This is a genomic window from Microbacterium sp. Be9 (genome assembly GCF_011754135.1).
GTDB classification, from domain to species: domain Bacteria; phylum Actinomycetota; class Actinomycetes; order Actinomycetales; family Microbacteriaceae; genus Microbacterium; species Microbacterium maritypicum_A.
Map to the genome: position 1 here is coordinate 1,250,760 of NZ_WNWT01000006.1, position 24,028 is coordinate 1,274,787.

Annotated in this window: 28 protein-coding genes and 1 pseudogene; 4 read left to right on the forward strand and 25 right to left on the reverse strand. The window is 64.7% G+C overall.

Annotated elements, in window-relative coordinates; genetic code table 11:
- Positions 1 to 24: 24 nt before the first annotated feature.
- The 9 genes from GLO27_RS17110 to GLO27_RS17150 form a co-directional block, all read right to left on the reverse strand.
- On the reverse strand, positions 25 to 891 hold the full coding sequence (locus tag GLO27_RS17110) for a F510_1955 family glycosylhydrolase (RefSeq protein ID WP_241830691.1): 867 nt from the start codon (positions 889 to 891) through the stop codon (positions 25 to 27).
- A gap of 60 nt (positions 892 to 951) precedes the next feature.
- Positions 952 to 1,551 (reverse strand): DUF305 domain-containing protein, encoded by a 600-nt coding sequence (locus tag GLO27_RS17115; RefSeq protein WP_129172368.1) that lies wholly within the window; start codon positions 1,549 to 1,551, stop codon positions 952 to 954.
- Between the two features lie 83 nt (positions 1,552 to 1,634).
- Positions 1,635 to 2,096, reverse strand: coding sequence for a DUF6153 family protein (locus GLO27_RS17120; RefSeq protein ID WP_243844927.1), 462 nt, complete (start codon positions 2,094 to 2,096; stop codon positions 1,635 to 1,637).
- Positions 2,097 to 2,147: 51 nt separating this feature from the next.
- A complete protein-coding gene (locus tag GLO27_RS17125) occupies positions 2,148 to 4,076 on the reverse strand; it encodes a heavy metal translocating P-type ATPase (protein WP_243844928.1) in 1,929 nt (642 codons plus the stop codon).
- Between the two features lie 246 nt (positions 4,077 to 4,322).
- Positions 4,323 to 4,649: a cation transporter gene (locus GLO27_RS17130; RefSeq protein ID WP_129172371.1), complete on the reverse strand. Its 327-nt coding sequence runs from the start codon at positions 4,647 to 4,649 to the stop codon at positions 4,323 to 4,325.
- Positions 4,650 to 4,681: 32 nt separating this feature from the next.
- Positions 4,682 to 4,963, reverse strand: a complete 282-nt coding sequence (locus GLO27_RS17135; RefSeq protein WP_167255901.1) for a metal-sensitive transcriptional regulator — start codon at positions 4,961 to 4,963, stop codon at positions 4,682 to 4,684.
- Positions 4,964 to 5,170: 207 nt separating this feature from the next.
- The gene (locus GLO27_RS17140; RefSeq protein ID WP_167255903.1) at positions 5,171 to 6,148 is read right to left on the reverse strand and encodes a bile acid:sodium symporter; all 978 of its coding nucleotides are present in this window, start codon (positions 6,146 to 6,148) and stop codon (positions 5,171 to 5,173) included.
- Positions 6,149 to 6,221: 73 nt separating this feature from the next.
- Positions 6,222 to 6,617, reverse strand: a complete 396-nt coding sequence (locus GLO27_RS17145) for a low molecular weight phosphatase family protein (RefSeq protein WP_167255905.1) — start codon at positions 6,615 to 6,617, stop codon at positions 6,222 to 6,224.
- A gap of 22 nt (positions 6,618 to 6,639) precedes the next feature.
- A complete protein-coding gene (locus tag GLO27_RS17150) occupies positions 6,640 to 7,314 on the reverse strand; it encodes a helix-turn-helix domain-containing protein (RefSeq protein ID WP_120227543.1) in 675 nt (224 codons plus the stop codon).
- Positions 7,315 to 7,362: 48 nt separating this feature from the next.
- On the opposite strand from GLO27_RS17150, the gene GLO27_RS17155 reads away from it, so the two are divergent.
- The 4 genes from GLO27_RS17155 (at position 7,363) to GLO27_RS17170 (ending at position 10,977) form a co-directional block, all read left to right on the forward strand.
- Entirely contained in the window at positions 7,363 to 8,115 is a 753-nt protein-coding gene (locus GLO27_RS17155) for an MIP/aquaporin family protein (protein ID WP_120227542.1), read from the forward strand.
- Between the two features lie 11 nt (positions 8,116 to 8,126).
- Positions 8,127 to 9,518 (forward strand): FAD-dependent oxidoreductase, encoded by a 1,392-nt coding sequence (locus GLO27_RS17160; protein WP_167255907.1) that lies wholly within the window; start codon positions 8,127 to 8,129, stop codon positions 9,516 to 9,518.
- 131 nt (positions 9,519 to 9,649) lie between these two features.
- On the forward strand, positions 9,650 to 10,219 hold the full coding sequence (locus GLO27_RS17165; protein WP_167255909.1) for a TlpA disulfide reductase family protein: 570 nt from the start codon (positions 9,650 to 9,652) through the stop codon (positions 10,217 to 10,219).
- The gene (locus GLO27_RS17170; protein WP_167255911.1) at positions 10,216 to 10,977 is read left to right on the forward strand and encodes a cytochrome c biogenesis protein CcdA; all 762 of its coding nucleotides are present in this window, start codon (positions 10,216 to 10,218) and stop codon (positions 10,975 to 10,977) included. The genes GLO27_RS17165 and GLO27_RS17170 overlap by 4 nt, the downstream gene beginning before the upstream one ends.
- Before the next feature lie 96 nt (positions 10,978 to 11,073).
- On the opposite strand, the gene GLO27_RS20330 is transcribed toward GLO27_RS17170, so the two are convergent.
- The 16 genes and pseudogenes from GLO27_RS20330 to GLO27_RS17245 all read right to left on the reverse strand — a co-directional run bounded on the left by GLO27_RS20330 (position 11,074) and on the right by GLO27_RS17245 (position 23,969).
- A complete protein-coding gene (locus GLO27_RS20330; RefSeq protein ID WP_347878413.1) occupies positions 11,074 to 11,388 on the reverse strand; it encodes a M23 family metallopeptidase in 315 nt (104 codons plus the stop codon).
- Positions 11,300 to 11,869: pseudogene (locus GLO27_RS20335) on the reverse strand (M23 family metallopeptidase); the annotation flags it as partial. The gene GLO27_RS20330 and the pseudogene GLO27_RS20335, both read right to left, overlap by 89 nt.
- Positions 11,870 to 12,620: 751 nt before the next feature.
- Positions 12,621 to 13,301 carry a copper resistance CopC family protein gene (locus tag GLO27_RS17180; RefSeq protein WP_167255913.1) on the reverse strand — a complete coding sequence of 227 codons (681 nt, stop codon included), beginning with the start codon at positions 13,299 to 13,301 and terminating at the stop codon, positions 12,621 to 12,623.
- Positions 13,298 to 15,196: a cytochrome c oxidase assembly protein gene (locus GLO27_RS17185; RefSeq protein ID WP_167255915.1), complete on the reverse strand. Its 1,899-nt coding sequence runs from the start codon at positions 15,194 to 15,196 to the stop codon at positions 13,298 to 13,300. The genes GLO27_RS17180 and GLO27_RS17185 overlap by 4 nt, the downstream gene beginning before the upstream one ends.
- Positions 15,193 to 15,708 carry a DUF3515 family protein gene (locus GLO27_RS17190; protein WP_167255917.1) on the reverse strand — a complete coding sequence of 172 codons (516 nt, stop codon included), beginning with the start codon at positions 15,706 to 15,708 and terminating at the stop codon, positions 15,193 to 15,195. The genes GLO27_RS17185 and GLO27_RS17190 overlap by 4 nt, the downstream gene beginning before the upstream one ends.
- Complete coding sequence (gene lnt, locus GLO27_RS17195) at positions 15,693 to 17,201, reverse strand: apolipoprotein N-acyltransferase (protein ID WP_292776160.1); 1,509 nt, start codon at positions 17,199 to 17,201, stop codon at positions 15,693 to 15,695. The genes GLO27_RS17190 and lnt overlap by 16 nt, the downstream gene beginning before the upstream one ends.
- A 79-nt stretch (positions 17,202 to 17,280) precedes the next feature.
- Positions 17,281 to 18,231, reverse strand: a complete 951-nt coding sequence (locus GLO27_RS17200) for a cytochrome c oxidase assembly protein (protein ID WP_167255921.1) — start codon at positions 18,229 to 18,231, stop codon at positions 17,281 to 17,283.
- Positions 18,232 to 18,256: 25 nt separating this feature from the next.
- Positions 18,257 to 18,592, reverse strand: coding sequence for a DUF6804 family protein (locus tag GLO27_RS17205; protein WP_167255923.1), 336 nt, complete (start codon positions 18,590 to 18,592; stop codon positions 18,257 to 18,259).
- The gene (lspA, locus tag GLO27_RS17210) at positions 18,589 to 19,128 is read right to left on the reverse strand and encodes a signal peptidase II (protein ID WP_167255925.1); all 540 of its coding nucleotides are present in this window, start codon (positions 19,126 to 19,128) and stop codon (positions 18,589 to 18,591) included. The genes GLO27_RS17205 and lspA overlap by 4 nt, the downstream gene beginning before the upstream one ends.
- Positions 19,121 to 19,789, reverse strand: coding sequence for a copper resistance CopC family protein (locus GLO27_RS17215; protein WP_167255927.1), 669 nt, complete (start codon positions 19,787 to 19,789; stop codon positions 19,121 to 19,123). Before GLO27_RS17215 ends, lspA begins: the two co-directional genes overlap by 8 nt.
- Positions 19,782 to 20,696 (reverse strand): cation diffusion facilitator family transporter, encoded by a 915-nt coding sequence (locus GLO27_RS17220; RefSeq protein WP_167255929.1) that lies wholly within the window; start codon positions 20,694 to 20,696, stop codon positions 19,782 to 19,784. The genes GLO27_RS17215 and GLO27_RS17220 overlap by 8 nt, the downstream gene beginning before the upstream one ends.
- 9 nt (positions 20,697 to 20,705) lie before the next feature.
- Positions 20,706 to 21,695 carry an NAD(P)-binding domain-containing protein gene (locus GLO27_RS17225; protein ID WP_347878410.1) on the reverse strand — a complete coding sequence of 330 codons (990 nt, stop codon included), beginning with the start codon at positions 21,693 to 21,695 and terminating at the stop codon, positions 20,706 to 20,708.
- Complete coding sequence (locus GLO27_RS17230) at positions 21,692 to 22,357, reverse strand: thioredoxin domain-containing protein (RefSeq protein WP_167255931.1); 666 nt, start codon at positions 22,355 to 22,357, stop codon at positions 21,692 to 21,694. The genes GLO27_RS17225 and GLO27_RS17230 overlap by 4 nt, the downstream gene beginning before the upstream one ends.
- Positions 22,358 to 22,428: 71 nt before the next feature.
- The gene (locus GLO27_RS17235) at positions 22,429 to 22,899 is read right to left on the reverse strand and encodes a hypothetical protein (RefSeq protein WP_167255933.1); all 471 of its coding nucleotides are present in this window, start codon (positions 22,897 to 22,899) and stop codon (positions 22,429 to 22,431) included.
- A 66-nt stretch (positions 22,900 to 22,965) separates the two neighbouring features.
- Entirely contained in the window at positions 22,966 to 23,700 is a 735-nt protein-coding gene (locus tag GLO27_RS19920) for a DUF418 domain-containing protein (RefSeq protein WP_208323814.1), read from the reverse strand.
- Positions 23,610 to 23,969, reverse strand: coding sequence for a heparan-alpha-glucosaminide N-acetyltransferase domain-containing protein (locus tag GLO27_RS17245; protein ID WP_167255937.1), 360 nt, complete (start codon positions 23,967 to 23,969; stop codon positions 23,610 to 23,612). Before GLO27_RS17245 ends, GLO27_RS19920 begins: the two co-directional genes overlap by 91 nt.
- Positions 23,970 to 24,028: the final 59 nt, after the last annotated feature.

A 24,028-nucleotide genomic window follows, 5' to 3' on the forward strand; every position in this document is an offset into this window, starting at 1 on the left:
CCGCTGGAGATGTCGTCTTCTCGGCTACTTGGCGATTGCCGCCAGGCCGCTGTCATCAAAGACCAAGATGTCACCGTCGTTCGTGGTCGCGAGCGCTTGCGCGGAGCCATGGGTGACGCCGGCGGGAACCCACTCGGCGTTGGATCCTGTGCTGGCCCAGATCTGCCCGCCGCGGCCGACACCGACCAGCTGTTTGCCGTCAGGCGATACGGCGAGGAGGTAGAGCGCAGGTGCGTCGTTCAGGGGCGCGAAGGTGGCGCCCTCATCAGTGCTGATTTGCAGCCCGTCTGGGGTGGCAGCGATCAGTTGTCCCGCGTTGTCGAGGACGAGGCTGAACGCCAGGATTTCTCCGACCGGCGACCAGGTCTCACCGAGATCGTCGGTGCGGAGGAGCTCCGCGGAGTCCGAGGCGATCCCGTAGAGGGTGTCGTTCTTCCCGGCGGCAAGGACGTGGAAGTCTTTCTCGCCAGTGAACGAGACGGGCGTCCAAGATCTGGCGCTGTCGTCGCTCCGGATGATTCCGAGGTTGGGGGAGCCGAGTTCTGGGGGCGTGGTCGGTCCGGGATGCCCGGACGCGAGGAGAGCGTCACCGACGGTGATGAGGCCCATCGCGTCGAAGTCGGTGGTCTCGATACGGGAGCCGACCTCGCCATCGGATGTGGCCGTGTAGATCCCGTCATGGGCGCCCAGGAGGTACCCGTCCTCTGCGGGGTTGGGCACGATCGCGTGAACGTGGCTGATGGTGGTGGCGTGGTCGTGTCCGGTGGTGGGCTCGGCGGGTGCGGTGCACCCGGCCAGCACGATGCTGGCCGAGATCGTTGTCGCGACCGTGAGTGCCGCACGGCGTCGCGTTCGGAAGGTGGGCAGCATGGACGTCTTGAGGGTTCGCATGATGGTGTGCGCAACAGATCACTGGGTGGGGTGCGGGAGTCCCGCACCCCACCCAATGGATCACAGGGTTGCGAGGATCTCCTTCATGGTGGCGATCTCTTCGGTCTGCGCGTCGATGATCGTCTCAGCGAGTGCGACGGCGTCGCTGTTCTGACCGTTGTCGACTTCTTCCTGTGCCATGTCGACAGCGCCCTCATGGTGCTGGATCATCTGCTCGAGGAACAGACGCCCCGCATCGGGACCGGTGGCATCTTCGAGGGCTTGCATGTCTTCCTCGGACATCATGCCGTCGCCGTGATCCATGCCCTCCATGCTGTCCATCTCCGCGCCCCAGTCTTCAAGCCACTGATCCATCTTCTGGATCTCCGGCTCCTGAGCGGCCTTGATCTCTTCCGCGAGAGCAACGACGCGTTCATCGACGCCGTCCTTGCTGAGAAGGACGTCGGACATTTCGATGGCCTGCGCGTGGTGCTCCTTCATCATGCTGGCGAACATGATGTCGGCGTCATTCGCGTCGGCTGTGTCGGCGGGTGCGGACGAGCTTCCGCCGTGGTCCATGCCTTCCATGCCGTCGCCGGAACCGGTGTTTCCGGCGCAGCCGGTGAGAGCGAGCAGAGCTGTGAGGGTGAGTGCGGCGATCGCCGCGGGTCGAATCTTCATGAGTGTTCTCCAAGGGTCGGTGATGGGGCCCGGCTACTGCCGGCGCCAGGGGTGCGTTGCCTGCTGGGTGGGCTAGCGCGTCATCACGTGCGACTGATGCAGAGAACCGTGAGAGAAGGGGGTAGCGGGAGGGCGCGAGCGCGGGCAGGCGAGCGTGTCGTCGCGGCAGCGAGTACCGCGATAAGTGCGGTACGCCGCCAGCCGAGCCCGATCCGCCCGAGCAGGATGGTGGCGACCAGGAGCGCGAGAACGCACGCCATCCACGTCATCGAGTCCCCACCCCCGCACGTCGCGCATCCCGCGTCCACTTGCGGTGAGTCCGGCAAGACGGCGGAAGCGGACGCATCGCGATGATGGTCGGACGCTCCGGCTTGAGTGCTGACAGCGACGGTGTCGTGGTGGCCGGCAGTTGTCGCGTGCGAGTTGAAGGAGTGCATCGCCAGCAGGCCGGCGATGATGCCCACGGCGACCGCGATGACGGCCAAGACGGTGTGAGTGAGCGTGCGCGGTCCCCGCACCTGTTGTGCGACGTTGATCAGCGACATACTCACCTCCCGTTCCTATCAGCCTACGTCCGTCGTCCCGACTGTTTCTTGCTACTTGCTGGCCACTGCGTCGGGGCGCAGGTCCAGCCGGCGCAGCAGCTGCGCGTTGAGCGCGACGACGATGGTCGACAACGACATCAGCACGGCACCCACGGACATCGGGAGCACGAAACCGATGGGGGCGAGTACGCCTGCTGCGAGCGGGACGGAGAGGAGGTTGTAGCCGGCGGCCCACCAGAGGTTCTGCTTCATCTTCCGGTAGCTGGCTCGGGACAGTTCGATCACCGAGAGCACCGACCGGGGGTCGTCGCTGGCGAGGATGACGCCGGCGGAGGCGATCGCGACATCCGTTCCCGCACCGATGGCGATACCGACATCCGCCTGCGCGAGCGCAGGCGCATCGTTCACACCGTCTCCGACCATCGCGACCTTCCGGCCTTCGCCTTGCAGCTCTTTGACCTTCGAGGCCTTGTCCTCCGGTCGCACCCCGGCGAAGTAACGATCGATGCCCAGCTCGCCCGCCACGGAGGCGGCGACCGCATCGGCATCACCGGTGATCATGACCACCTGCACACCGCGCTCATGGAGGGCCTCGACTGCGTGACGCGACTCGGAGCGGATCTCGTCTGCCAGGCGTAGAGCGCCCGCAACCTTGCCGTCGACGAGGACGTGGAGGATGATCGCACCCTCATTGCGCCACTCGTCGGCAACCGGCAGCTCGTGGGCGTTCTCCTGCTCGAGCATGTACGGTCCACCGACTTGCACAACGTGTCCATCGACACGCGCACGAACTCCGACAGCCGGGGACGACTCGAAGTCAGAGGACGCGGGAACGGTGAGGTTCTTCTCCTTGGCCGCGTTCACGATCGCGCGGGCGAGGGGGTGCTCGGAGTCCGCTTCCGCGGCCGCAGCCCACGCCAGCAACTGGTCGGAATCGGTGCCGGAGACGGGGTCGATCGCGGTAACGGCGGGGGTGCCCTTAGTGAGGGTGCCGGTCTTGTCGAACAGGACCGTGTCGACGGTACGCATGCTCTCCAGCGCGAGACGATCCTTGATCAGCACACCCCCACGGGCGGCGCGCTCCGTCGCGATCGACACAACCAGTGGGATCGCCAAGCCGAGAGCGTGCGGGCAGGCGATCACGAGCACGGTGATCGTGCGGATCACCGCGGCGTCGGGCTGGCCGACGACCGTCCACACGATCGCGGTGATCGCGGCAGCGCCGAGCGCGAACCAGAACAACCACCCCGCCGCCTTATCCGCGAGCCGTTGCGCCCGCGACGACGAACTCTGCGCTTCGGTCACTAGCTTCTGAATCCCCGCCAGAGCAGTGTCCTCGCCGATCGCAGTGATCTCCACCCGCACACCAGAATCGGTCGCGACGGTGCCGGCGATGACCTGATCGCCGTCGCTACGGCGCACCGGCTGGGACTCGCCAGTGATCATCGACTCGTCCATGCTCGCCGAGCCCTGCACGATCCGCCCGTCCGCGGGGACCCGCCCGCCGGGGCGCACCACCACGACATCCCCCACCAGCAAGTCAGCAGGCGCGACAGTGGTTGTCGTGTCGCCCTCTACCTTCTCCGCCTCATCGGGCAGCAGAGCGGCAAGGGAATCCAGTGCCGAGGTGGTCTGCGCGAGAGAGCGCATCTCGATCCAGTGCCCGAGAAGCATGATCACGATCAGCAGGGCCAGCTCCCACCAGAAGTCCAGCTCGTGGTGCAACAGGCCCAGACTCGCACCCCATGACGCGAGGAACGCGACCGTGATCGCGAGGGCGATCAGCAGCATCATCCCGGGCTTACGGGCGCGAAGCTCACTCACCGCGCCGGTGAGGAACGGGGCACCGCCCCACACATACATGACGGTTCCGAGAACCGGGGAGATCCACCCGACCCAGGCGGTGTCTGGCAGTGGGTATCCGAGCAGCATCGAGAACATCATCGAGAACCCGACAACCGGGACCGCGAGGATCAGCATGATCCAGAACAACCGCCGGAACTGGCCCACATGATCACCGTGGCCACCATGTCCGCTGTGACCACCATGGCCGCTATGTTCTGGCGAAGTGTCGTGATCGTGGCTCATCGCCGCGTGGTCATGCTCCGTTGTCGGCGCGCTGCCGTGGTTCTCGTGCGCGGCGTGATGGCTATGTTCGTCATGCTGGCTCATCGGAACTCCTTGCTCGGATGCGCCCGGTCGAGCCGGGTGCAGACAGTTAGCGACTCAGGCCTGGCTGGTCGCGAGGGTATAGCCGGCCTCTTCGACCGCAGCCCTCACAGCAGCAGGATCGACCGGTGCTGCGCTGTGGATGGTCACGCGGGAGATGCCGCCGGCGTTCAAGTCGACGTCGACGGACTCGACACCGTCCACAGCCGTCAGTTCGTCACTGACGCTCGACACGCAATGCGAGCACGTCATACCCGCAACCAAAACCTCTTCCGAGGAAGACGAGGCCGCAGTGGGTGTGGATGCCTCGGTGTTCGATGGAACGGCACAGCACGCGCAGCCAGCGTTCTCGTCCTTCAGGCCAAGTTCAATGCGATCAGTCATCGTGTGCTCCTTCAAGTAGACAGACGTGGCGGTTATGAACGGACCAGGCGGGCAATGGCTTCGTTAGCCTCGCGGACCTTCTCTGCCGCGACTTCGCCGCCCTCAGCGCTGGCCTCGGCGACGCAATGACTCAGATGATCGCTCAGCAGCGACAACGCCACCGCTTCGAGCGCTTTCGTCGCTGCAGAAACCTGCGTGAGGATGTCGATGCAGTACTTGTCTTCGTCGACCATCCGTGCGATCCCTCGCACCTGACCCTCGACGCGACTCAACCGCTTACGCAGATCAGCCTTGTTGTCGGTGTACCCGTTCATGATTAAAACATACCCCCTGTGGGTATCCAACTCAAGGCCAGTCGTGTGCATTCCCGCGTGACTGGTAGCTCTAGCGGTGCGAGTCCGACGAGAACTCGTGCGCCTGCCGTAAACGATCGTTTTCGGCGTGAGACCGTTCTGTGGCCGTGAGCAGCTGCCGATAACGCTCTCCAGAAGTCCCTTACGGCAGGGGTTTTCGGCGGTGCCTCAATCGGTTGCGAGACGACGGTCACCCACGAGCCGGGGGATCAGGCGGACAAAGATCACCATGGCGACGAGCTCGACGAGTGTTTGCGTCACGACGGCGAGAGGGGCAAGGGCGAACGATGTGGGGAGCGCGAGGGCGAGCGGGAGAACCACTAGGGAGTTGCGGGTCGCGCCGGAGAATACGACGGCGCGAGTGCTGGAGACATCGAGTCGTGCCGCACGCCCCGCGAATATCCCTACCGGGATCATGACCGCCGCGAAGGCGGCATAGATCGGAACTGTGGCGAACAGTGCAGGAAGTTGCCGGCTGACGCCGTAGACCTGGGAAGCGACGACGACGGCGAGCGTGAGCATCATCAGCGGCACCATGGCGGCTAGAGCGGTGTCTCGGAGAGTGCGGCCCCAGCGCGTGCGGGAGGCGACGTACTGGGTGAGGCCGGCCGCCATGAGCGGGAGCACGATGAGCAGGAGGAAAGCGTCGACGAAGGGCGCGAGGTCGACCGCGGCGACGAGTTCAGGGCCGACGAACAGCCAGAGGTATGCCGGCAGGAGCAGCATCTGTCCCAGCATGAGGATCGGCGCGGCCGCAAGTAGCCGTTCCTTCGCCCCTCCGGCGAGCCCCGTGAAGACGATCACATAGTCGATGCAGGGCGTCAGCAAGACGAACAGCACACCCACCAGCAGCGCCTGGTCGTGAGCGACGAACCGAGACAGGCAGAACACGATGACGGGGGCGATCACGAAGTTCACGACCAGCACCACGGACAGGAACCGCATATCGCGGAAGGCGCGTCCGATCATCGAGAAAGGGACACCGAGGAATGTCGCGTACAGCAACAGCCCGAGAACGGGGTTGATCGCGAGCTCGAGAGGGTGCGCGGCTCCTGGTGTCAACAAGCCCAGCACGACGCCCGCAGCGATCGCTGCGAGATAGAGGGCGATCTGATGACGTTCCCACCAGGCGACGAGGTTGCTCACGTTCCCAGCATGTCGACTCACCCGGTCCCGCACGAATCACCCACGCCAGGGCCGGGTTCGTGACAAGGGAAACTCAGGTGAGAATCGTCGTACGAATCTTCTCGGCCACCGCTTCCCGTAGCGGGCGCACTGCTTCGGCGTCCCAGGACTCGGGGTTGGGGAACGACCACTCCAGAACCTTTCCGCGAGGGGTGGAAGGCAGGGTGAGTCCGGGCTTCATAAGGACGATGAGGTCGGCGGCGTCCAGGTCTTCGACTGTGACGGCGCGCGGTACGCGATCGGTGATTTTCATTCCGAGTTCTGCGACAGTGTCGGCCACGGCCGGGTTCACTTCGTCGGCGGGGGAGAGGCCCGCAGACGTGGCCCGAAACCGGTCCCCGGCCAGGTGCTCTAGGAGAGCCGCGCCGAGCTGCGACCGGCCGGCGTTGTGCTGGCAGATGAAAAGGACGGTCGGAGTGGTGTCAGTCACGGGGGCTCTTTCAGGTTGGGTTTCAGCTGGCGGCGAGCCGGGGTGCGAGTTCCGCGATGCGGCGCTCCAGCTCGTCGTAGGCGGTGTCGAAGGCGTCATCGGTGCCGATCCGAACGGGGTCGGGGATCGACCAGTGCAGGTGTCCGATGGCGCCGAGTTCTTCGTGGGCGCTGTCGCACACCGTCACCACGAAATCTGAATCGGTCAGGACCGAAGTCAGAGCGCGGGGTGCCTCATCGTGCAGCGCGAGAGTGTGGCGATCGGCAGCGGCGACTGCGCCCGGATCTATCCGCCCCGTCGGGTGCGTTCCTCCCGACGTCGCGGGGATACTGCTGCGGGTCGACCACAACGCCGCGGCGAGCTGCGACCGGGCGGAGTTCGCCGTACAAACGAACACGACGCGATCTGCGCGCTCGACCCGGCCGGGTGTGAGCCCGCGGAGTGCGTTATCTGAGAGGTGAACGTAGCTGCGCCGTCTATCGGCCTCCGAGCGGGACCGCGAGACCATCCCCACCGACTCCAGCACGTTCAGATGATGGGTGACGAGGTTGGAGGGAAGGCCCAACGCCATTCCGATTTCGGTGGGCGAGAGGTCGCCCAGCGTGAGACGATCGACGATCCGCAGGCGAGATGGGTCGCTCAGCGCAGCGTGCTTCGCGGCGCGCACCTCCACCTGGTCAGTTCGTTCAGTGTTCATTGTCTCAATCTTGACTGAAGTACCCCGTTCGGGTCAAGATGAGCCGACATGAAAACACCTCACCCCGCCCTCGCGCGGCCACACCTTCTGCGCCGAGCTACCGCCGAGTTCCTTGGAACTGGTCTGCTCGTCACTATCGTGGTGGGTTCCGGTATCGCCGCGCAGCGGTTGTCCCCGGATGATGTCGGCCTCCAGCTGCTGGAGAACAGCCTGACCACTGCCCTCGGTCTGACGGTGCTGATCCTGATGCTCGGGCCAGTGTCTGGCGCGCACTTCAACCCCGTGGTGACGGTCGCGGACTGGCTGCTTGGCCGCAGCGCCAGCACCGGGCTTCCGTTGCGCGACGTCGCTGCGTACGTGCTCGCGCAGATCTTCGGCGGCATCGCCGGCACCCTGCTAGCGGGGGTCATGTTCGACACCGGCCCCGGGTTCTCGTCCAACGACCGGGCCACAGGCGGGCACCTGGTCGGGGAAGTGGTCGCCACTGCAGGGCTCGTGCTGCTGATCTTCGCTCTCGCCCGCACCGGAAAGGGGTCGGTCACGGCCGCCGCGGTCGGTGCGTACATCGGCGCGGCCTACTGGTTCACCAGCTCCACATCGTTCGCGAATCCCGCCGTCACGATCGCTCGCATGTTCACCGATACGTTCGCCGGTATCGCACCGTCGTCTGTGGCGCCGTTCATCGCTGCACAGCTCGTCGGGGCTGCCATCGGCCTCGCACTGCTCCTCGCCCTCTATCCAATCGCCGCCCGCACGGCCGGCGACGTCGTGGTTCCTCAGAAACTCGAAACCCAGCCCTGAAAGGCGCCTTCATGCATCTTGTAGCGATCGGCGGAAGCGACGCCGGAATCTCCACCGCCCTCCGTGCCCGCGAACTCGACCCGTCCGTCGACGTCACCGTGGTGGTGGCCGACTCGTACCCGAACTTCTCGATCTGCGGCATCCCGTACTACTTCTCCCGCGAGGTGCAGCCCTGGCAGTCCCTCGCGCACCGCACCCACGCAGATCTCGAAGCCACCGGCATGAACCTCCGTCTGGACACCCTCGCCACGGGCATCGACGTCAACGGCCGACGACTCACGGTCCGTGACGCGAACGGCCGCGAATCGACCATCCCGTACGACGAGCTCATGGTCGGTACCGGAGCATCCCCGTCAACCGCTGGCATCGCAGGTCTTGACCAGCTCGGTCCCGACGACGGGGTGCACCTGTTGCACTCGATGGGCGACACGTTCGCGCTCGAGAAGTACCTCGACGAGCACCAGCCCGAGACGGCAATCATCGTAGGAGCTGGCTACGTCGGCCTCGAAATGGCCGAAGCGCTCACTGTGCGGGGCCTCCAGGTCACCCAGCTGCAGCGCGGCCCCGAAGTCCTCTCCACCCTCGATCCCGAACTCGGCTCACTCGTCCACGACGAACTCACCCGACACGGCGTCGACGTCCTCACCGGGACGCGCGTCGAAGCCGTCGCCCGTGACGGCGGCAGGATCACCGTCACCGGCACTCACGATGGAGAGGCCCTCTCTCGCACCGCTGACGTGGTGCTCGTCGTCGTCGGAGTAAGGCCCAACACCAGCCTGCTCACCGCAGCCGGCGCAACCACGGGAGCGGGCGGCGCTGTCGTCGTCGACGAACAGATGCGCACCGGTCTGCCGAACGTGTGGGCGGCCGGCGACGGGGTGATCACCCACCACCGCCTGCTCGGCGTCACATACCTTCCTCTCGGCACCACGGCGCATAAGCAAGGACGCGTCGCAGGGGAGAACGCAATCGGCGGGGATACACGGTTCGCAGGGAGCCTCGGCACGCAGGTCGTGAAGGTCTTCGACGTCGTGGCCGCACGCACGGGGCTCCGCGACCACGAAGCGACAGCCGCAGGCTTCGCCCCGCACAGTCACACCGCGATCGCGGACGACCACAAGCGGTACTACCCGGGCGCCACGCCCATCAGCATCCGCATCACCGGAGACACCAACGACGGGCGTCTGCTCGGCGCGCAGCTCGTCGGCACCCGCGGTGCGGAAATCTCCAAGCGCGTCGACACCTACGCCACGTCCCTGCACCACGGAATGACCGTCGCAGCAATGAGTGACCTCGACCTCTCCTACACACCCCCGCTCGGCTCCCCATGGGACGCCGTCCAGGTCGCAACCCAGGCATGGGAGCGCGAACCGCGCCTATCGGCGGCGTTCAATGTGTTCTAGAGCGGCGTTTGGATTGCGGCCTCGAGATCGCGAAATAGTTGGGGCTCGGCGGACGCATAGGTGATCTGCATAGAGTGCGAAACGTGTCCCGAAACCCGCAATTCCGTACCGTTCGTGGGTCGGTCGGACTCATGTTCGCTGCGGTGTTCGCGATCGGCCTGAGCGGGTGTGCGCCGGATCCGGTCAGCGATTCCTTCCTGCGGGGCGAGAACACCGGCTATGTAGCCGCCAACGGCGCGATTGTCGAGATTCCGGTGGCCGAGCGGAGCGAACCGGTCGTCTTCAGCGGCATTACTGAAACTGGCGATGAGTTCGACAGTGCCGACAACTCTGGCAAGGTCACGGTGGTCAACTTTTGGTACGCCGGGTGCGCGCCGTGCCGCGTCGAGGCGAAGGATCTCGAGAGTGTCTGGCAGGAGTACAGCGGCGAAGATGTAGCTTTCATCGGCATCAATACCCGCGATCAGGCCGATACTGCCCAGGCCTTCTCTGACGAGTTCGGCGTCACCTACCCGAGCCTGATCGACGTGAACACGGCTGAGGCGAAACTCGCTTTCTCCAAGGTCGTGCCGATCCAGGCGACACCGACGACTCTCGTTCTCGACAGACAGGGCCGTGTCGCCGCCCGCATCATCGGACCCATCGACGGCACCTCGATCCTCTCGACGCTCGTCAAGGACGCTCTGGCGGAGACACCGTGAACGCCGACACCATCATCGGGTCTGGTGCGCTCTGGCTCGCAGTTCCCATCGCGATGCTCGCCGGTCTCGTGTCGTTTCTGTCGCCCTGCGTGCTCCCGCTGGTCCCCGGCTATCTCGGCTTCCTTGGCGGGGCGGTCACGCCTCGCTCGAAGGGTGGGGCGACGAACGCAGTCGCGCCCGGGCGCCGTCAGCTTGTAGCCGGCGTGCTGCTGTTCATCCTTGGCTTCAGTGTCGTCTTCGTTCTCGTCACTGCGCTGGGCGGGACGGCTGGCGTGTTCTTCCTCCGCTGGGGCGACGTGATCACACGTATCCTCGGAGTCGTCGTCATCCTCATGGGGCTCGTCTTCCTTGGACTGTTCAGCTTCGCCCAGCGCGAGGTCCGCTTCCACGTCGGCTCCCGGGCAGGAATCATAGGGGCGCCGCTACTCGGAGTGGCACTCGGTATCGGCTGGGCGCCATGCATGGGTCCGACGCTGGCCGCGATCATCGCGCTTTCGTTCAACGCGGGCGACCCTGTCCGGGCCGGCTTCCTTGGCCTCGCGTATTCGCTTGGCCTCGGCATCCCGTTCCTGCTGGTTGCACTCGGATTCGGTTGGGCGGCGAAGACAGTCGAGTTCCTCCGTCGTCACATCCGGGTGGTGAACGTCTGCGGCGGCATCCTGCTGATCGCCCTCGGCATCCTGATGGTGACCGGGCTGTGGACCGACATCATGTCGCGACTGACGGCGGTAATGGGCACCGTCATCCTCCCTCTCTGAGATCCTTAGCAAGGATGTCGCGAGTCACTTCTGGAGCAGCCCTCTCGACCCGAGTGCTCACGTCGACGGAGCCACTTCGCGATCCGTATCGGAGCCTTAAATGTAGACGCCGCGGTCTTCCATGAATCGGACGGGGTTGGTGTATCCGCCGTTGATGTAGACCTCGAAGTGGAGGTGGCAGCCGAAGGATCGGCCGGTGTCGCCGGCGTAGGCGATGACTTGGCCGGAGTTGACCCACTGGCCTCGACCGACGACGATACCTCCGGGTTTGATGCGCGTAGCCGGTGCTGATGCCTCCGCCGTGCTGAATGCGAACGTAGTTGCCGTAATTACCGTTGGCGCCGGCGTAGTCCACTGTTCCGGAGTTGGCGGCGTAGATCGCCGCCCCGCAACCGTTGGCCAGATCCGCACCGTAGTGGTAGCTCGACGAGCAGCCCTGCGAGCCGCAGATCGGAGTGCGAGGACCGTAGCTTGAGCTGCGGCCGCCCCCGTGGGGTCGGACCCAACCGCCGCTTCCGGCGGAGCCTCCGCCGCCACCGTTGCCGCCACCGTTGGCTGCCGCTTCGGCGGCTTCGCGTTCGCGGCGGGCTCGCTCTTCGGCCTCGCGTGCGGCTACACCGGCCTGGTAACCGGCGACCGTCTGCGTAGTGGTGTCCCTGAGGGCGGCGAGCTGAGCCTGCATGGTCTCGAGGTTCTCGGCTTGCTCATCGAGAGCGGCCTGGGCAGCGTCGGCCGCTTCCTGTGCGGCGATCATCTTCTGCTCTGCAACCTGCTGCAGGCGGTCGCGTTCGTCGCGGGCGACCTTTGCCTGATCCGTCAGCGATTGGGCGGTGTTGCGTGCCGAAATAGCGTCATCGTAGACCGATTGGTTGTACTCGAGCAGCTTGTCCATGGTGCCCAGACGGGACAGCAGCTCATCGGCATTGGCCGCGGAACCGGAGAAGAACAGTTGAAGTGCTGAATCGTCTCCACCGTTGCGGTAGAGCTGTGCCGCGACTTGGCCCGCCCTGCGCGCAGAAGTTTCGGCAATCGCTGATTGTTCGTCCGCCTGCGCCTGCAGGCTCTCGGCTTCCGTGATCGCAGCGAAGTATTCCTGCTGCGCCGCATAAAACTCGTCGGAGGCTGTATCGGCGGCAGCCTGAGTCTCGGCGACCTTCTGCGTCAAGGACTCGATCAGCCCTTCGATGCGCGTGATCTCGGCAGCCTTGGCAGCTTCGTTGTTCTTGGCGCGTTGTACATCGTCCCAACTCGGGTACGACGCAGCGTACGCCGCTGAGACGCCGGAGCCGATACCGAAGGCAGCGAATGCAGCGACGCCGAGGGCGCCGAGTCCGAAAGCACCACGTCGAGTAACACTTAGCTTCCAGAACGAATCGCGCTCGGCCGGCGTGGGCGCACACCCGCATTCCTCGGCCGCCTCCGTAGCCGCAGAGACGCTTCGATCGTTCACTGTGCCCTCTCCTTGAGCTCGGCCTCATGGATTCTGCGGCCAGGGGCGCGCAGATTAGCCATGCTCCCGTTGCCTGCCGTCTGGTCTATCGTCCGTGCGTGGTCGCCCAAGCGGCGCAGACTCGCCCGCGATCCCTGATCTGCGGCCCAAATCTGACGCCCCGCTCTCGAGCTCGACTGCCCTGACACGAAGCTCACTCTTTCGTGTCCGAGTGAACGTCGGCGCTCAACCCGTGGCGTTTCTTCTTCACTTGCCGTGCGACAACGGTGGCGGTGATCACCGCGGCACCGATGACAGCGACGGCGATGATGAGCGGGATCGCGATCGAAGTCACCTCGTTCTCGCCTGCGGATGCCGCCGGTGGAGTGGTGTCCGCTGCGGGAGGTTCGGTGGTTGGCGTGGCGGAGGGTGACGCCTTTGCTGGTTGGATCCGTGATTGTTCGTTCCCGCATGCTGGTTTGTTCCACCCCAGTCCCGGCTCGATGCCGGTGGGAGCGTACGTGAATGTGAAGGTCTCGGAGATAGGGTGACCGTCGCTGGACACGGCGTTCCACAGCACGGTGTAGACGCCCGGTTCTCCGAGTGCGACCGGGGTGGTGAGGATGTTGCGGTCGACGGTGGAGCAGCTGGATTCGTAGAAGAGGCCGTCGGGGCCTTGTACTTGGGCGAAGCTCGCCTGGCTGAAGTCAATGAGTTCCCCGCTGAACGTGAGAGCGACGTCGTCAAGTTGAATGACAGTTTCGTCTGCCCCGGGCACGGTCCCCAGGAGGTTGTCGTGCGCGAGAGCTGCAGGGGCAGGGGCAGCCACGATTCCTAGGGCGATGAGGGCAAGAAGGGTGCTGGCGAGCCAGCGGGTGCGGCGGGAGGAGGTCACAGGTGCGGGTCCTTTCGTACGCCGGGCACGGGGGTGCTGTCGGTAGGTCTGTTGTTGCGTTTCGTGTGGAGGACGGAGAAGCCGGTGAGGATTGCGAGCGTTCCGGCGATCATCAAGGTGGCGCCTCCGGCGAGGGCCTGGTCCTGGAGGGGGGCGGGCCCCCACGTCCGCCCCATGGCACCAAACCACTCCGCGACGATGAGGTCGGAGCGAGTGATAGTGACGATGCCAAAGAAGGTGGCCACGCCTGTGAGCGCGATGAGCGAGGGTAAACGCCACCGCCCCTCGGGGGTCGTGGACGCGTTGAGGGCGAGCGATCGTACGAAGAGACATCCGGTGACGAGGAGCTGGCTGATCATCCATTCCGCGCCGAGCTGGTCGTAGAGCGACCATCGGAACAGGTCGGAATAGTGGAATACCCACAGCGACGTGGCGAAAAGAGCCGCGGCGACGACGGGGCGCAGAGTAAACCGTGCCAGCGGGCTGTGGGCGGCCCAGAGAAGCCATTCCCGCGGTCCTCGGCTTCCATCGTCCCGTGGATGGATGACCAAGGTTGCGAGGGTGACGGGCGCCGCGAAGACAAGGAGCAAGGGGATCGCGAGGCTGAGGAGAGCGAAGGAGAAGAATCGCATACTGATGAGCGCGTCGTCGTAGGCGGCGAGCGGTCCACTGGTCGTCCACAGAAGCACCCCCATCCCTACAATCCAGCTGATTGTCCGCCGGGCTGGCCACGGATACCCGCGGCGCTGAGCGCGTCGCACGCCGACGAGGTAGAAGACGATTCCGAAACCCGCGACGAGCACCCAGAGGAGGTCGGGGCTCCACGCCGTGAACCATCGCTGCAGGGTGAGTTCGATCGGGACGGGTGCGTCGGTGAGGATTTCCGCGGCCGTGTTCTGCGGCAGCGCGATCGTATCGGCGGGGGCGGCGGTGCGGGCGAGGGCGGCGGCGGCCCCGCTCGCAATACCCATGAAACCGAGTTCGACGCACACGATCATCCAGAAGGCGCCACGGCCCTCGCTGGCCTTGGCGAGGAGTCGACGGCGGTAGGTGGCGCCCAGCACTCCCATGACCAGAAGAGCGCCGATTTTTGTGAGGAGGATGAGGCCGTACGGTGAGGCCACGCCCTCCCACCGGCCGAGGGCCGTGAGCGCCCGCGCGTATCCCGAGACAGCGACGCCGATGAACGCGATGAGGGCCACCGTCGAGTACCGGCGGAGCATGTTGTCGAGTTCGTGCGGAGAGCTGATCGGTCGCACGACGACGAGCAGGATGAGGCCCCCGAGCCATATCGCGGCCGCAATGACATGCAGGACGAGGGACATGACAGCGGGATCGTGGTTGGCGAGCTCACCCGAATGGCCCTGGGTGGCCATGGGTATCAGACTGATGACCGCGAGCACGGTTGTGATCAGCACTGCACCGTAGCTGCGCACAGCGAATGCGAGGACTGTCACGACCGAGGCGAGGATCGCGGTGATAAGCCATGATCGTCCTAGCTCCGTGTCGAGGAGGAAGCGGCCCAGCTGCGCACCGAACTCGGCGCTCAGGTTCACTTGCGGATTGAATGACGACAGGAAGGTGAGGAAAGCCACCACCCCACTTGTGATGGTGAGGGTCGCGGCGCCGGCAGAGGCAACATCGAGCGCGACGGTGAAAGGCTTCCCTGCCGATGGGAGAGCGAACACCGCCAATACCAGGGGCCCGAGCATCGACGCACCGGCGAGATTGACGAACAGTTTCGCGGCGGGGAGTCCCCATCGCACGATCGCTCCAGGGTCGCTGGTGAGTCTCGGTGCAGCTCCTCCACCGATCACGAGTCCGACCACCACAGCGATGAGTGCCGCGACAACGAGGATCGTCGGTCCAACGATCCGGAGAACGACGGGATTCATGGAGCGGAACCTCCCGTTTCATCGTCCGCGACGTCTGGGTCTTCCGTCACAGGCGCCGTGCATTCACCGGTCTTCGGGAGTTGCTGGATCGCCCCGGCGAGAGATTCAAGAACCGTGTCTGCAGACAGGGTGGTGGTGTCCACGTACACCTGGGCAGCCGGCTCCCGGCCGTAGGTTGTGAGCCGCAGATTCGGGGTCTCCTCCTCATCGACGATCCAGTCGACGCCACCCAAGCTGACACATTGCAGCGTGGTGGGGGCCGGGGCCTCCAAGCCGCAGGTGAGGAGCACGCTGCTGGGGGTACCCCATGCTGCCGTGGCCTGAGCGTCCGTCCAGACGCGAGCCTGATCGCCAATCGAGTCCGGTAGTCGCACGGTGACCTCCGCGCACAGCGGGTCATTCGCGTTTGCTGCGGGCTCGAGGTGGACGGTGGGTGCGCAGCCGCTGAGCACGAGCAGCGCGCATACCGCCACGGTAAAGGTGAGAATCTTGAACTTCACAACTTCATCCATCCATCTCCCTGGGAGTGAGCATCCGCGTGCCGCTGTCGGATCGACATGACGAGCAGGGCCAGTACGGTTCCGACACTGAGCGTCCAGCCGAGCCACGGCATCAGCACGACAGCGAGGGTCGTGCCGGTACGGAGGGGGACCTCGGTGGTCTTCGCCGCGGTCGTGTCCACCGCCACCTGAGCCAACACCTGCCCATCGCTCCCGAGGACTTGACTGGTCCCGGTCGTGGAGACGTTCACGGCACTTCTCCCCGTTTCGATCGCGCGCATGCGAGCGATGGCCAGCTGTTGGAGGTTCTCGTCGGTGCCTCTGAAGTCCGCGTTGTTGGTTTGAAACACGAACATCTGCGCGCCAGATGACGCGCTTTCGTAGATGACGTCGTCGTAGATGACGTCGAAGCAGATCGCCAGACCGATGGGGACATCGCCAACGTTCATGAGGGGTGTGTTGGAGCCGGGCGTGTACTCGCGTTGAATCAGCCCGATGAGGTCGGGGGCGATGGCTTCGTAGAACCAACGGTCGGGGACGTATTCGCCGAAAGGGACAGGGTTGGCCTTGTCGTGGAGCTGCTGCGGCCCGGCGCTCGTCCACAGGATGGAGGTGTTGAACGTGTCGGCTCCACGGGTGGTCGCCGCATTCACCAGCGCCGGAGCGCCGACACTTTGCACGAGTTGATTCAGGCGGCCTGCGACGATGTCATCGCGCAGGGGATCGGCGTCGACGGCCCCTTCTGGCCAGACGAGAAGATCCATCTCCCGTCCCAGGAGAGGAGCGGTCGCTTCTTCCTGTGCGCGCAGGATGTCACCGGTCGTCTTGGTGTCGAAGTAGCCGCTGGGGCCGTTGCCCTGCACCCATCCGACGCGCAGGCTTCCCGCTTGCTCGGTGGGGAACAGAGGAACGGCTATCGCGGCGACGACGGTGATCGCGGCGGCTGCTCCCGGTTGCCATCGGCGGAGGGTGAGGGCTTCCACGACGCTCGCGCAGACGAGGACTGTCAGGAAGGACAGCCCGGTTGTTCCCATCCAGGAAGCAGCTTCCGCGAGCGGGCTTTCGGCGAGGCTGAAACCGACGCGCGCCCACGGGAACCCGGTGTACGGCGCATTCCCCATCAGCGTTTCCCGCAGCACCCACACCCCGGCGACGAGCACGGGGGTGATCGCGCGGTACCCGTATCCGGTCCGGGTGGTGGTGACTCGATAGGCGAGTGCGATCAGCGCGCCGCCGGCACCGAACAGCAGCGATTCCAAGCCGGCCAGCGCAACCCACGGGATGGGTCCGAGAAACCGTGACACCCAGACCACGTGGGTGAAGAAGAAGGCCGCGCCGTAGATGAGGGAGATCAGGAACCCCCCGGGTAGGGATCGTCCGCGGAGCGTCCACAGCCCGATGGTTACGCTTACGAACGCTGCGGGCCACCACCCGAATGCGGGGTACGCGAGATCCAGTATTCCTCCTGCGATGGCGGACGCGACGATCGCTACGGGAAACGGCACCGCAACAGGCGGGCGCGCATCGCGCGCTCTGTGGTCGCCGCACCTTGATCGAACGGAGAGGGCGCGTCTCACCAACGGGTCAGCGGTCACGGTCATGAGAGCTCAGTTTTTTCAGGTAGGCGTTGTACGAGTCGAGGTCGGCGTTCCCATGCACGTCGACGTACCGGTCGGCCGCGGCCGCACGAGCAGTGTCGCTGCGAAACCAACGATGCATCACGTAGATCAACATCAGCACGGTCGGGGCTTCACCGTAGGACCATGCCAGGGCGCCGGCAAGCTGTTGGTCGGCGAGGGGATCGATGCCCAGCGCCTCTGTGGGAGCGACGAACGAGCCGACCAGGATCGTACTGGCCATCATCAGGAATACCCCGAAGAACGCATGCAGCGCGGCTTCGGCAAACACGTCCAGCGCACGCGCAGCATGACCCAACCTGACTGGCAGAGGATCGGAGGACAAGATCGGGATGGTGAACAGCATGCCGGCGAGGAGGAATCCGACCTCGAGCGCGACGTGACCCCCGGGCATGGTGAGGATGGCATCGGCAGCACCCGCAAGGTAGATGCCGTAGAACGCGAACAGGTAGAGCGGGACAGTGGCCCACGGACTGAGTACCCATCTCGCGGCCGGGTTTCGAAGAGCACCATGGGCCGCTTGGAGGACTGCCCGTCCCGCTCCATGATGCGGCGTTGCTCGCAGAAGAAGGGTTCCGGGAGAGCCGAGGACCAGTAACGGCGGCACCATCATCATCAAAGTGAGCTGCTGGAACATGAAAACGGACACCAGCGCCTGGCCATACGTTTCAACGCCCAGACCGGTGACCGCCGCAAGGAGAGCGCACCCAAGCAGGAAGCTGACCGTCCGCCACACGGGCCAACGACGCCCGTGCGTCCACAATCGGATTGCTCCGACGAGATACAGCGCGGCGATGATCCCGGCGACGACGGGCAGCACCGGAAGCGGAATATCGGCCGGTGCGAGGAACGCCTGCAGCGACGGGGGGCTGTTGGGGATCTCGTCGCTCACACGCATGGTCGTGACACGAAGCTCACGCCGCTCACTTCCGGATCACCCTGATCGTCGCCCCCGCTGCCAGGAACACCACGGCCGCGATGGGCTGTGCTGTGGTCCATACGACACCGGAGAAGGGGAACGGCATCACCGGATTCCAGAGCACGGCGATCGCGAGGAAGACCGGGATCCACCACCAGTGGCGTGCCTGCAGCGCAAACCACGCAATGATCAGCCCGAAAATTGAGGCGATGAAGAGGACGAGGGGTGCCCAGTTCGCCTGGAAAAGCGCCGGTGCAAGGAACAGGATCGCGGCGGCGACGAGGCTGGGGGCCAGGGCGTTCCGCTGATATTTGGAGGGGACGCGTTCTTTGGGACTCATGGGTGAACCGTTTCTTCGGCGGGTACAGGGTCGACGGGATCGGGGCGGGATGCGGGGTCTTGCCGGCGACGGCTCGTGCGCAGACCCGCGACGATGAGGAACACGGCACCGATGCCGAGAGCGACATCGGCGAGGTTGCCGATGAACAGGTTCCCGTACGCGAGGAAGTCGGTGACGTGCCCGATTCCGAACGCGGGCGGCGAGAACAAGCGGTCGATGAGGTTCCCGATCGCACCTCCCACGATGAAACCGAAACCGACCGCCGACCACATGTTCCGGGCTCGGGTGGCGGCGCCGATAAGGACCGCGGTGACAGCGACCCCAATGACGGTGATGACCCATGTGGAGCCTTCTCCGAGCGAGAAGATCGCCCCGGGGTTGAAGGCCAGTTGAAGACCGAGCCAGTCACCGATCAGCGGTATACGCGCATCTTGCCGCAACGTGTTCAGAGCAAGGGTTTTGGTGCCTTGATCGATCAGGATGACGATGGCGGCGACGATGAGCATCACGGCCGACCGGCGGAATCGATCACGCATCGGCGTCGTTCTCCGCAGCCGCGGCATCTTTGGCGGCCTGTGCACGGTCGCGCTGGTGACGCTGGCGCCCGGCCATAACTACTCCCACGACGCCGATCCCCAGAATCAGTGCCAGACCCGAGAGGAAGAACAGGGGTAGCAGTTCGAAAGCGCCGCCGCCGGATGCCGTGCCACCGTATGTTTGCGCGGGTCGGGCCGGTTCTGGTTCCTCCGTTGGGGAGGTTTCAGGGGTGGGGCTTGCGGTCGGTGTGCTGATTTCCGTGCCCGTCGCGGGTGCGACGGTGTACACGTACTCTCCGCTGATCGGGTGTCCGTCGGCAGAGATGGTCTTCCAGCGGACGGTGAAGATACCGGTTGCGGCGTCGGGGGAGAGGTGTTGAGTGATCGAGTCACCGCTCACCGTTGGCGGGTCGACGGCGACGTTTGCTCCGCTTTCATCGATAACCTCGACGACCGTTGCGTCGTCACCACCGGTGACGGTTCCGGTGAACATCAGAGAGATCTCGTCGGGAGAGCCGTTGATTGTCGAGTCGGCGGTGGGGTACGACGAGACGAAGTCGTCATGAGCGGCGGCCGGAGATGCAGTCCCGAGTACGACGGATGCCGACAACAACAGGGTGGTGAGGACGGCAGTGGTGCGTGCCGAGAGGCGTTTATGCATGGGTGTCGTGCTCTCCGGGGTGGGATTCGGGTTCGATCTGGAAGGTGGAGTGTTCGATGCTCACGGCGAAGTGTTCGCTGACGCATTGCTGAAGTGATGTCAGCAGTGCGGCGGAAGCTTCCATCGTGACGGTGTCATCGACCACCACATGGGCGGTGAGCGTGGGGAGGTCGGTCGAGACCTGGGTTGCGTGGAGGTCGTGCACCGCGACCACGTGCGGAAGGGCAAGGATGTGGCGGCGGACATCCTCGAGATCGAGGCCGGCAGGTGTGGACTCCAACAGCACCCGACCGGATGCTCGCAACAGGATCAGGGTGCGGGGAATGATGAGCAGCGCGATCAAGACGCCCGCGACGGCGTCCGCCTGATACCACCCGAAAACGGCGATGAGGATGGCGCTGGCGATGACGCCGACGGAACCGAGGGCATCGTTGACGACCTCGAGGAACGCGGCGCGCATGTTGAGATTGCGTCCGCGGCCGCTGAACAACACGAGCATGGAGGCGATATTGGCGACGAGACCGACGATGCCGAAGAACAGCAGGCTCCCCGAGGCGATCTCAGGCGGCTCGAACAGCCGCCGTACGCCTTCCACGAGCGCGAAGATGCCCACTCCGAGCAGCAGAGCTGCTTGAGCGAGCGCACCGAGCACCTCCGTGCGTTGAAGACCGAAGGTGTATTTGGCAGTCGGGGGACGGTTCATCAGATGTGCAGCGGTGACGGCCAGTGCCAACCCGATGACATCGGTGAGCATGTGCGCGGCATCAACGAGCAGTGCGAGGCTGCCCGTGATGATCGCCCCGATCACTTCGATGATGAAGACCGAAGAGGTGATCGCGAACGCGATGACTAGGCGATTGCGGGGAGTGGCGTCACCAATACCGTGACTGTGTCCTGTTTCTGTCATGGTGCTCCTTTACGGCCGTCCAACGATGAGCCGGGCGACGGTCGCCGCATCGCGACCCGCCCCAGCGAGGGTGTCCGCATCCGCTCGGGAGTATCGCGGCATGCCAGCAGTGAATAGTCCCGGGATGCGTGCACTGACCTGCAAAGACTGACCGGGCGGCTCCGAATCGGGTAGCCATGCGTCTGCCGGCGTGTACCCGGTCGCAAGGATCACGGAATGCGGCTTCATAGACGCCCCATCGGCGAACATCACAGTGTCTCCGTGAACCTCTGTTACGGCGGCGGCATGAGTGACGTCTGTCGAATCTACGCGGGGGCGTGCCTCGGACATTGGACCCTTACGTCGCAGCCTTGACCAGACGGGCCGCTCTGATACCCGTGAGGGTTCCGCTCGAGTCGAGAGGGTGACGTCGTGGGAGGAAGCCAATTCTTCAGCAATCTCCACTCGGCTGTATCCACCGCCAACGATCAACACGCGGCCGGGAGGTATCTGCGCGGGGTAGAGGTACTGGCTGGAATGCAGCACAGCACCGGGGACTGCCAGTTCCTGGCGCCAGCCCGGTATGCGCGGCACTGCGGCAGCACCCGTTGCACAGACCACATTTCGGGTTTGCACCTCCCCGGCGGAGGTCGACAAATGCAGCGTGGATCCGTCGCCCAACCGGGCGACTCCCAGCGCACGGGTGCCCCACACCGTTTTCACACCGAGGGCTCTCTCCACCGAAGACAGGTAATCGGACATCTCATCCGCACTCGGATGACGGTCTCCATCGCCCGGGAAAGGGAACCCGCGGACGACACTGTGGCGTGCCGCGCTGCGCAGTTTCATCGACTGCCACCGTGTAGTCCAGCTTCGTTGACCAGGGGGTGCAGAATCGATGATCACGAAGTCCTTCTGTGGCTCAAGCCCGGAGGCCCTGAGCGCGGCGGCCACAGCCAATCCGGAGTGCCCGGCGCCGACGATGATGACGCGACGGTGCGATAGCGAACGCGCCATCATTCAGCACCGTTCACCGCGGCTTCGATGCTGTCCTCCAGGTCGGTCCACGTTTCCAGCACGACAGGCTCCCCATCGATGAAGAACGAGGGGGTACTGCCGACACCGAGCTGCTCACCCTCGTCTAGATCGAACTGGACTCGTTCTGCTGTCGCAGGATCAGCGACAGCATCATCGAACGCGGCCATGTCCAATCCGAGCTCCTCCGCAAACCCCCGGAACAGGTCCGCACGCGACTCTTGAGCCTCACCCCATTGAGGCTGCGTCTCGAACAGGCGGTGATACATGTCTTCCAGCCGTCCCTGCTGTGCTGCGGCTTCGGCAGCGATTGCGGCGTTCTTCGAGTTGAAGTGACCCGGCAGCGGGAAGTAGCGGATCACGTACGTGATCTCGCCATCGAACTTGCCGCGGAGATCCTCGACGAGCGGATAGAAAGCACCGCATGCCTCGCACTCGAAATCGAGGAACTCGACAACCGTCACCGCCCCTTCTCCACCGTCATCGAGGACATGCGAGTTCTCACGGACGACCTGGGGACCGTCAGCGGTCCCCGTCTCGGGTGCGGCGGCTCGACTCTGATTGGTGAGGACGAAGACCAGCGCGATTATCAGCAACACCACGGCGATAGCCACGGTGACGAGTACCGCTTTCACGGAAGATTTCATAGACACTCCAGACACACACAACGAACGAGGACGATCAGTGGAGCGCCATCGAAGAGATGGCGCCGCCAGAGTCAGGTCCGCGACAGAGAAAGCTGTGTGAGAGAAGGAGGCAAGGCGAACAGGCGCCCCGTCATGGCCGCCGGTGATGGTGCGCGCGGCAAACGTTCGCGAACGTGAGAGGGGACGTGACGGCGGAAGGTCCGCGTGACGATGAGCCCCAAGAAGCAGCAGAGGATACCCAAGAGGCACCCGGCAACGCCGATCACGATGTCGTTCGCGGTATCCCCGGCCACGACCTGTTCGGCGGTCGTGCCGACAACCCTTTCATCCGAACCAGCCGAAACCTGGCCAGTCGAAGGCGTCCCTAGTGACGACGAGGATGTCGTGCTCAGATACTGAGTCGCATCCGTCGCGTCACGATGGCCGCCCGGCCATGCTCCGACAACGAGAAGAAGCGCCAGTCCGAGGGCTGTAATGATCTTCGTTATCAGGAAATCGTCGGTGCGGCTGGCGCAGTTGCGAGTGCGACCGTGGACGACCATGACCTCAGGATGCTACCAGCCCTACCAATCGAGATTCCTTGCGAACCCGTGAGCCACGCGCTTGTTCTACCGGCGAAACGAGGAAGTCTTGGGACGTCCGCTGAGCCAGCCCATCACCCATTCAACTGGGCCAGTTCCGACGAACCGCCACCACAGCCAACCCACCACGATCATGCCCGGAACGATCACCAGCCAGCCCAAGTAGAAGTTCTCGACCGGGCGGCCATACGCGTTACTCCAGAGTGCGATGAGGCCGCCGTGCAGTATGTACAGGGACAACGCCACCCGACCGCACGCGGACAGGGGAACAAAGACAGCGCCCCAAAAGCGCTCTGTATGCTCCCGCCGTGCATTAGCCCCAAGTACAACGCAGACGTAGACGGCGAACACCAGGCCAATATCTCTCAGAGAGTCCAGGTAGTCCCCGGACAACACCGTGCCGAAGCGCTGCCCGAACCCCCAGGCAAGATACGCCAACGGTGCCACGGCCGCCATGATCCACAACAAGCGATCGCGTTTCAAGCCGTGACGGATCAACAGGGCGCCGATGAGGAACATCGGTAACAGGTTGACCACCCGATACTGAGGGCCGAGGAACATCCAGGTCATGACCTCACGTACGGGCGGTGGCGCGGTGTAGACCCAAATCCAGGTGCGTGCGACGCTCAGCAATGGCTGACTGGCTAGGAAGAGGACCGCAGTCGCGGCGATCACGACTGAGCTGCGCAGGAGTAGAAGGGGCGCGCCGATGATGATGAGCAGTCCAAGGTAGCTGAGGATGACCGCCAGCCAGAGCCCCACGTGGCCATCCACACACCCAGGACGATGAGGAACAGGCCACGCAGAGTCTGCTGCAGCAACGTCACCCCCACGGGGCCGCCGCGTCGCCACACAAGCTCCGCCGACATGCCCATGACGAGCGCGAAGAGCGGCGACGCGACACTGCTGAAGTTCGCGGTGATGAACTGCACCGCCCACGGTGCGTTCGGCACGAAAGGAGCCGCGTGCGCGATGAGCATCGCGACAATCGCGAACCCGCGGAGTGCATCCGGAACCAGAAGACGACCCATGCCAGAGACTCGTCGAGCTCGACTGTACATTTTGGGCGGCGGCGTGCTTGCGGGCTCCA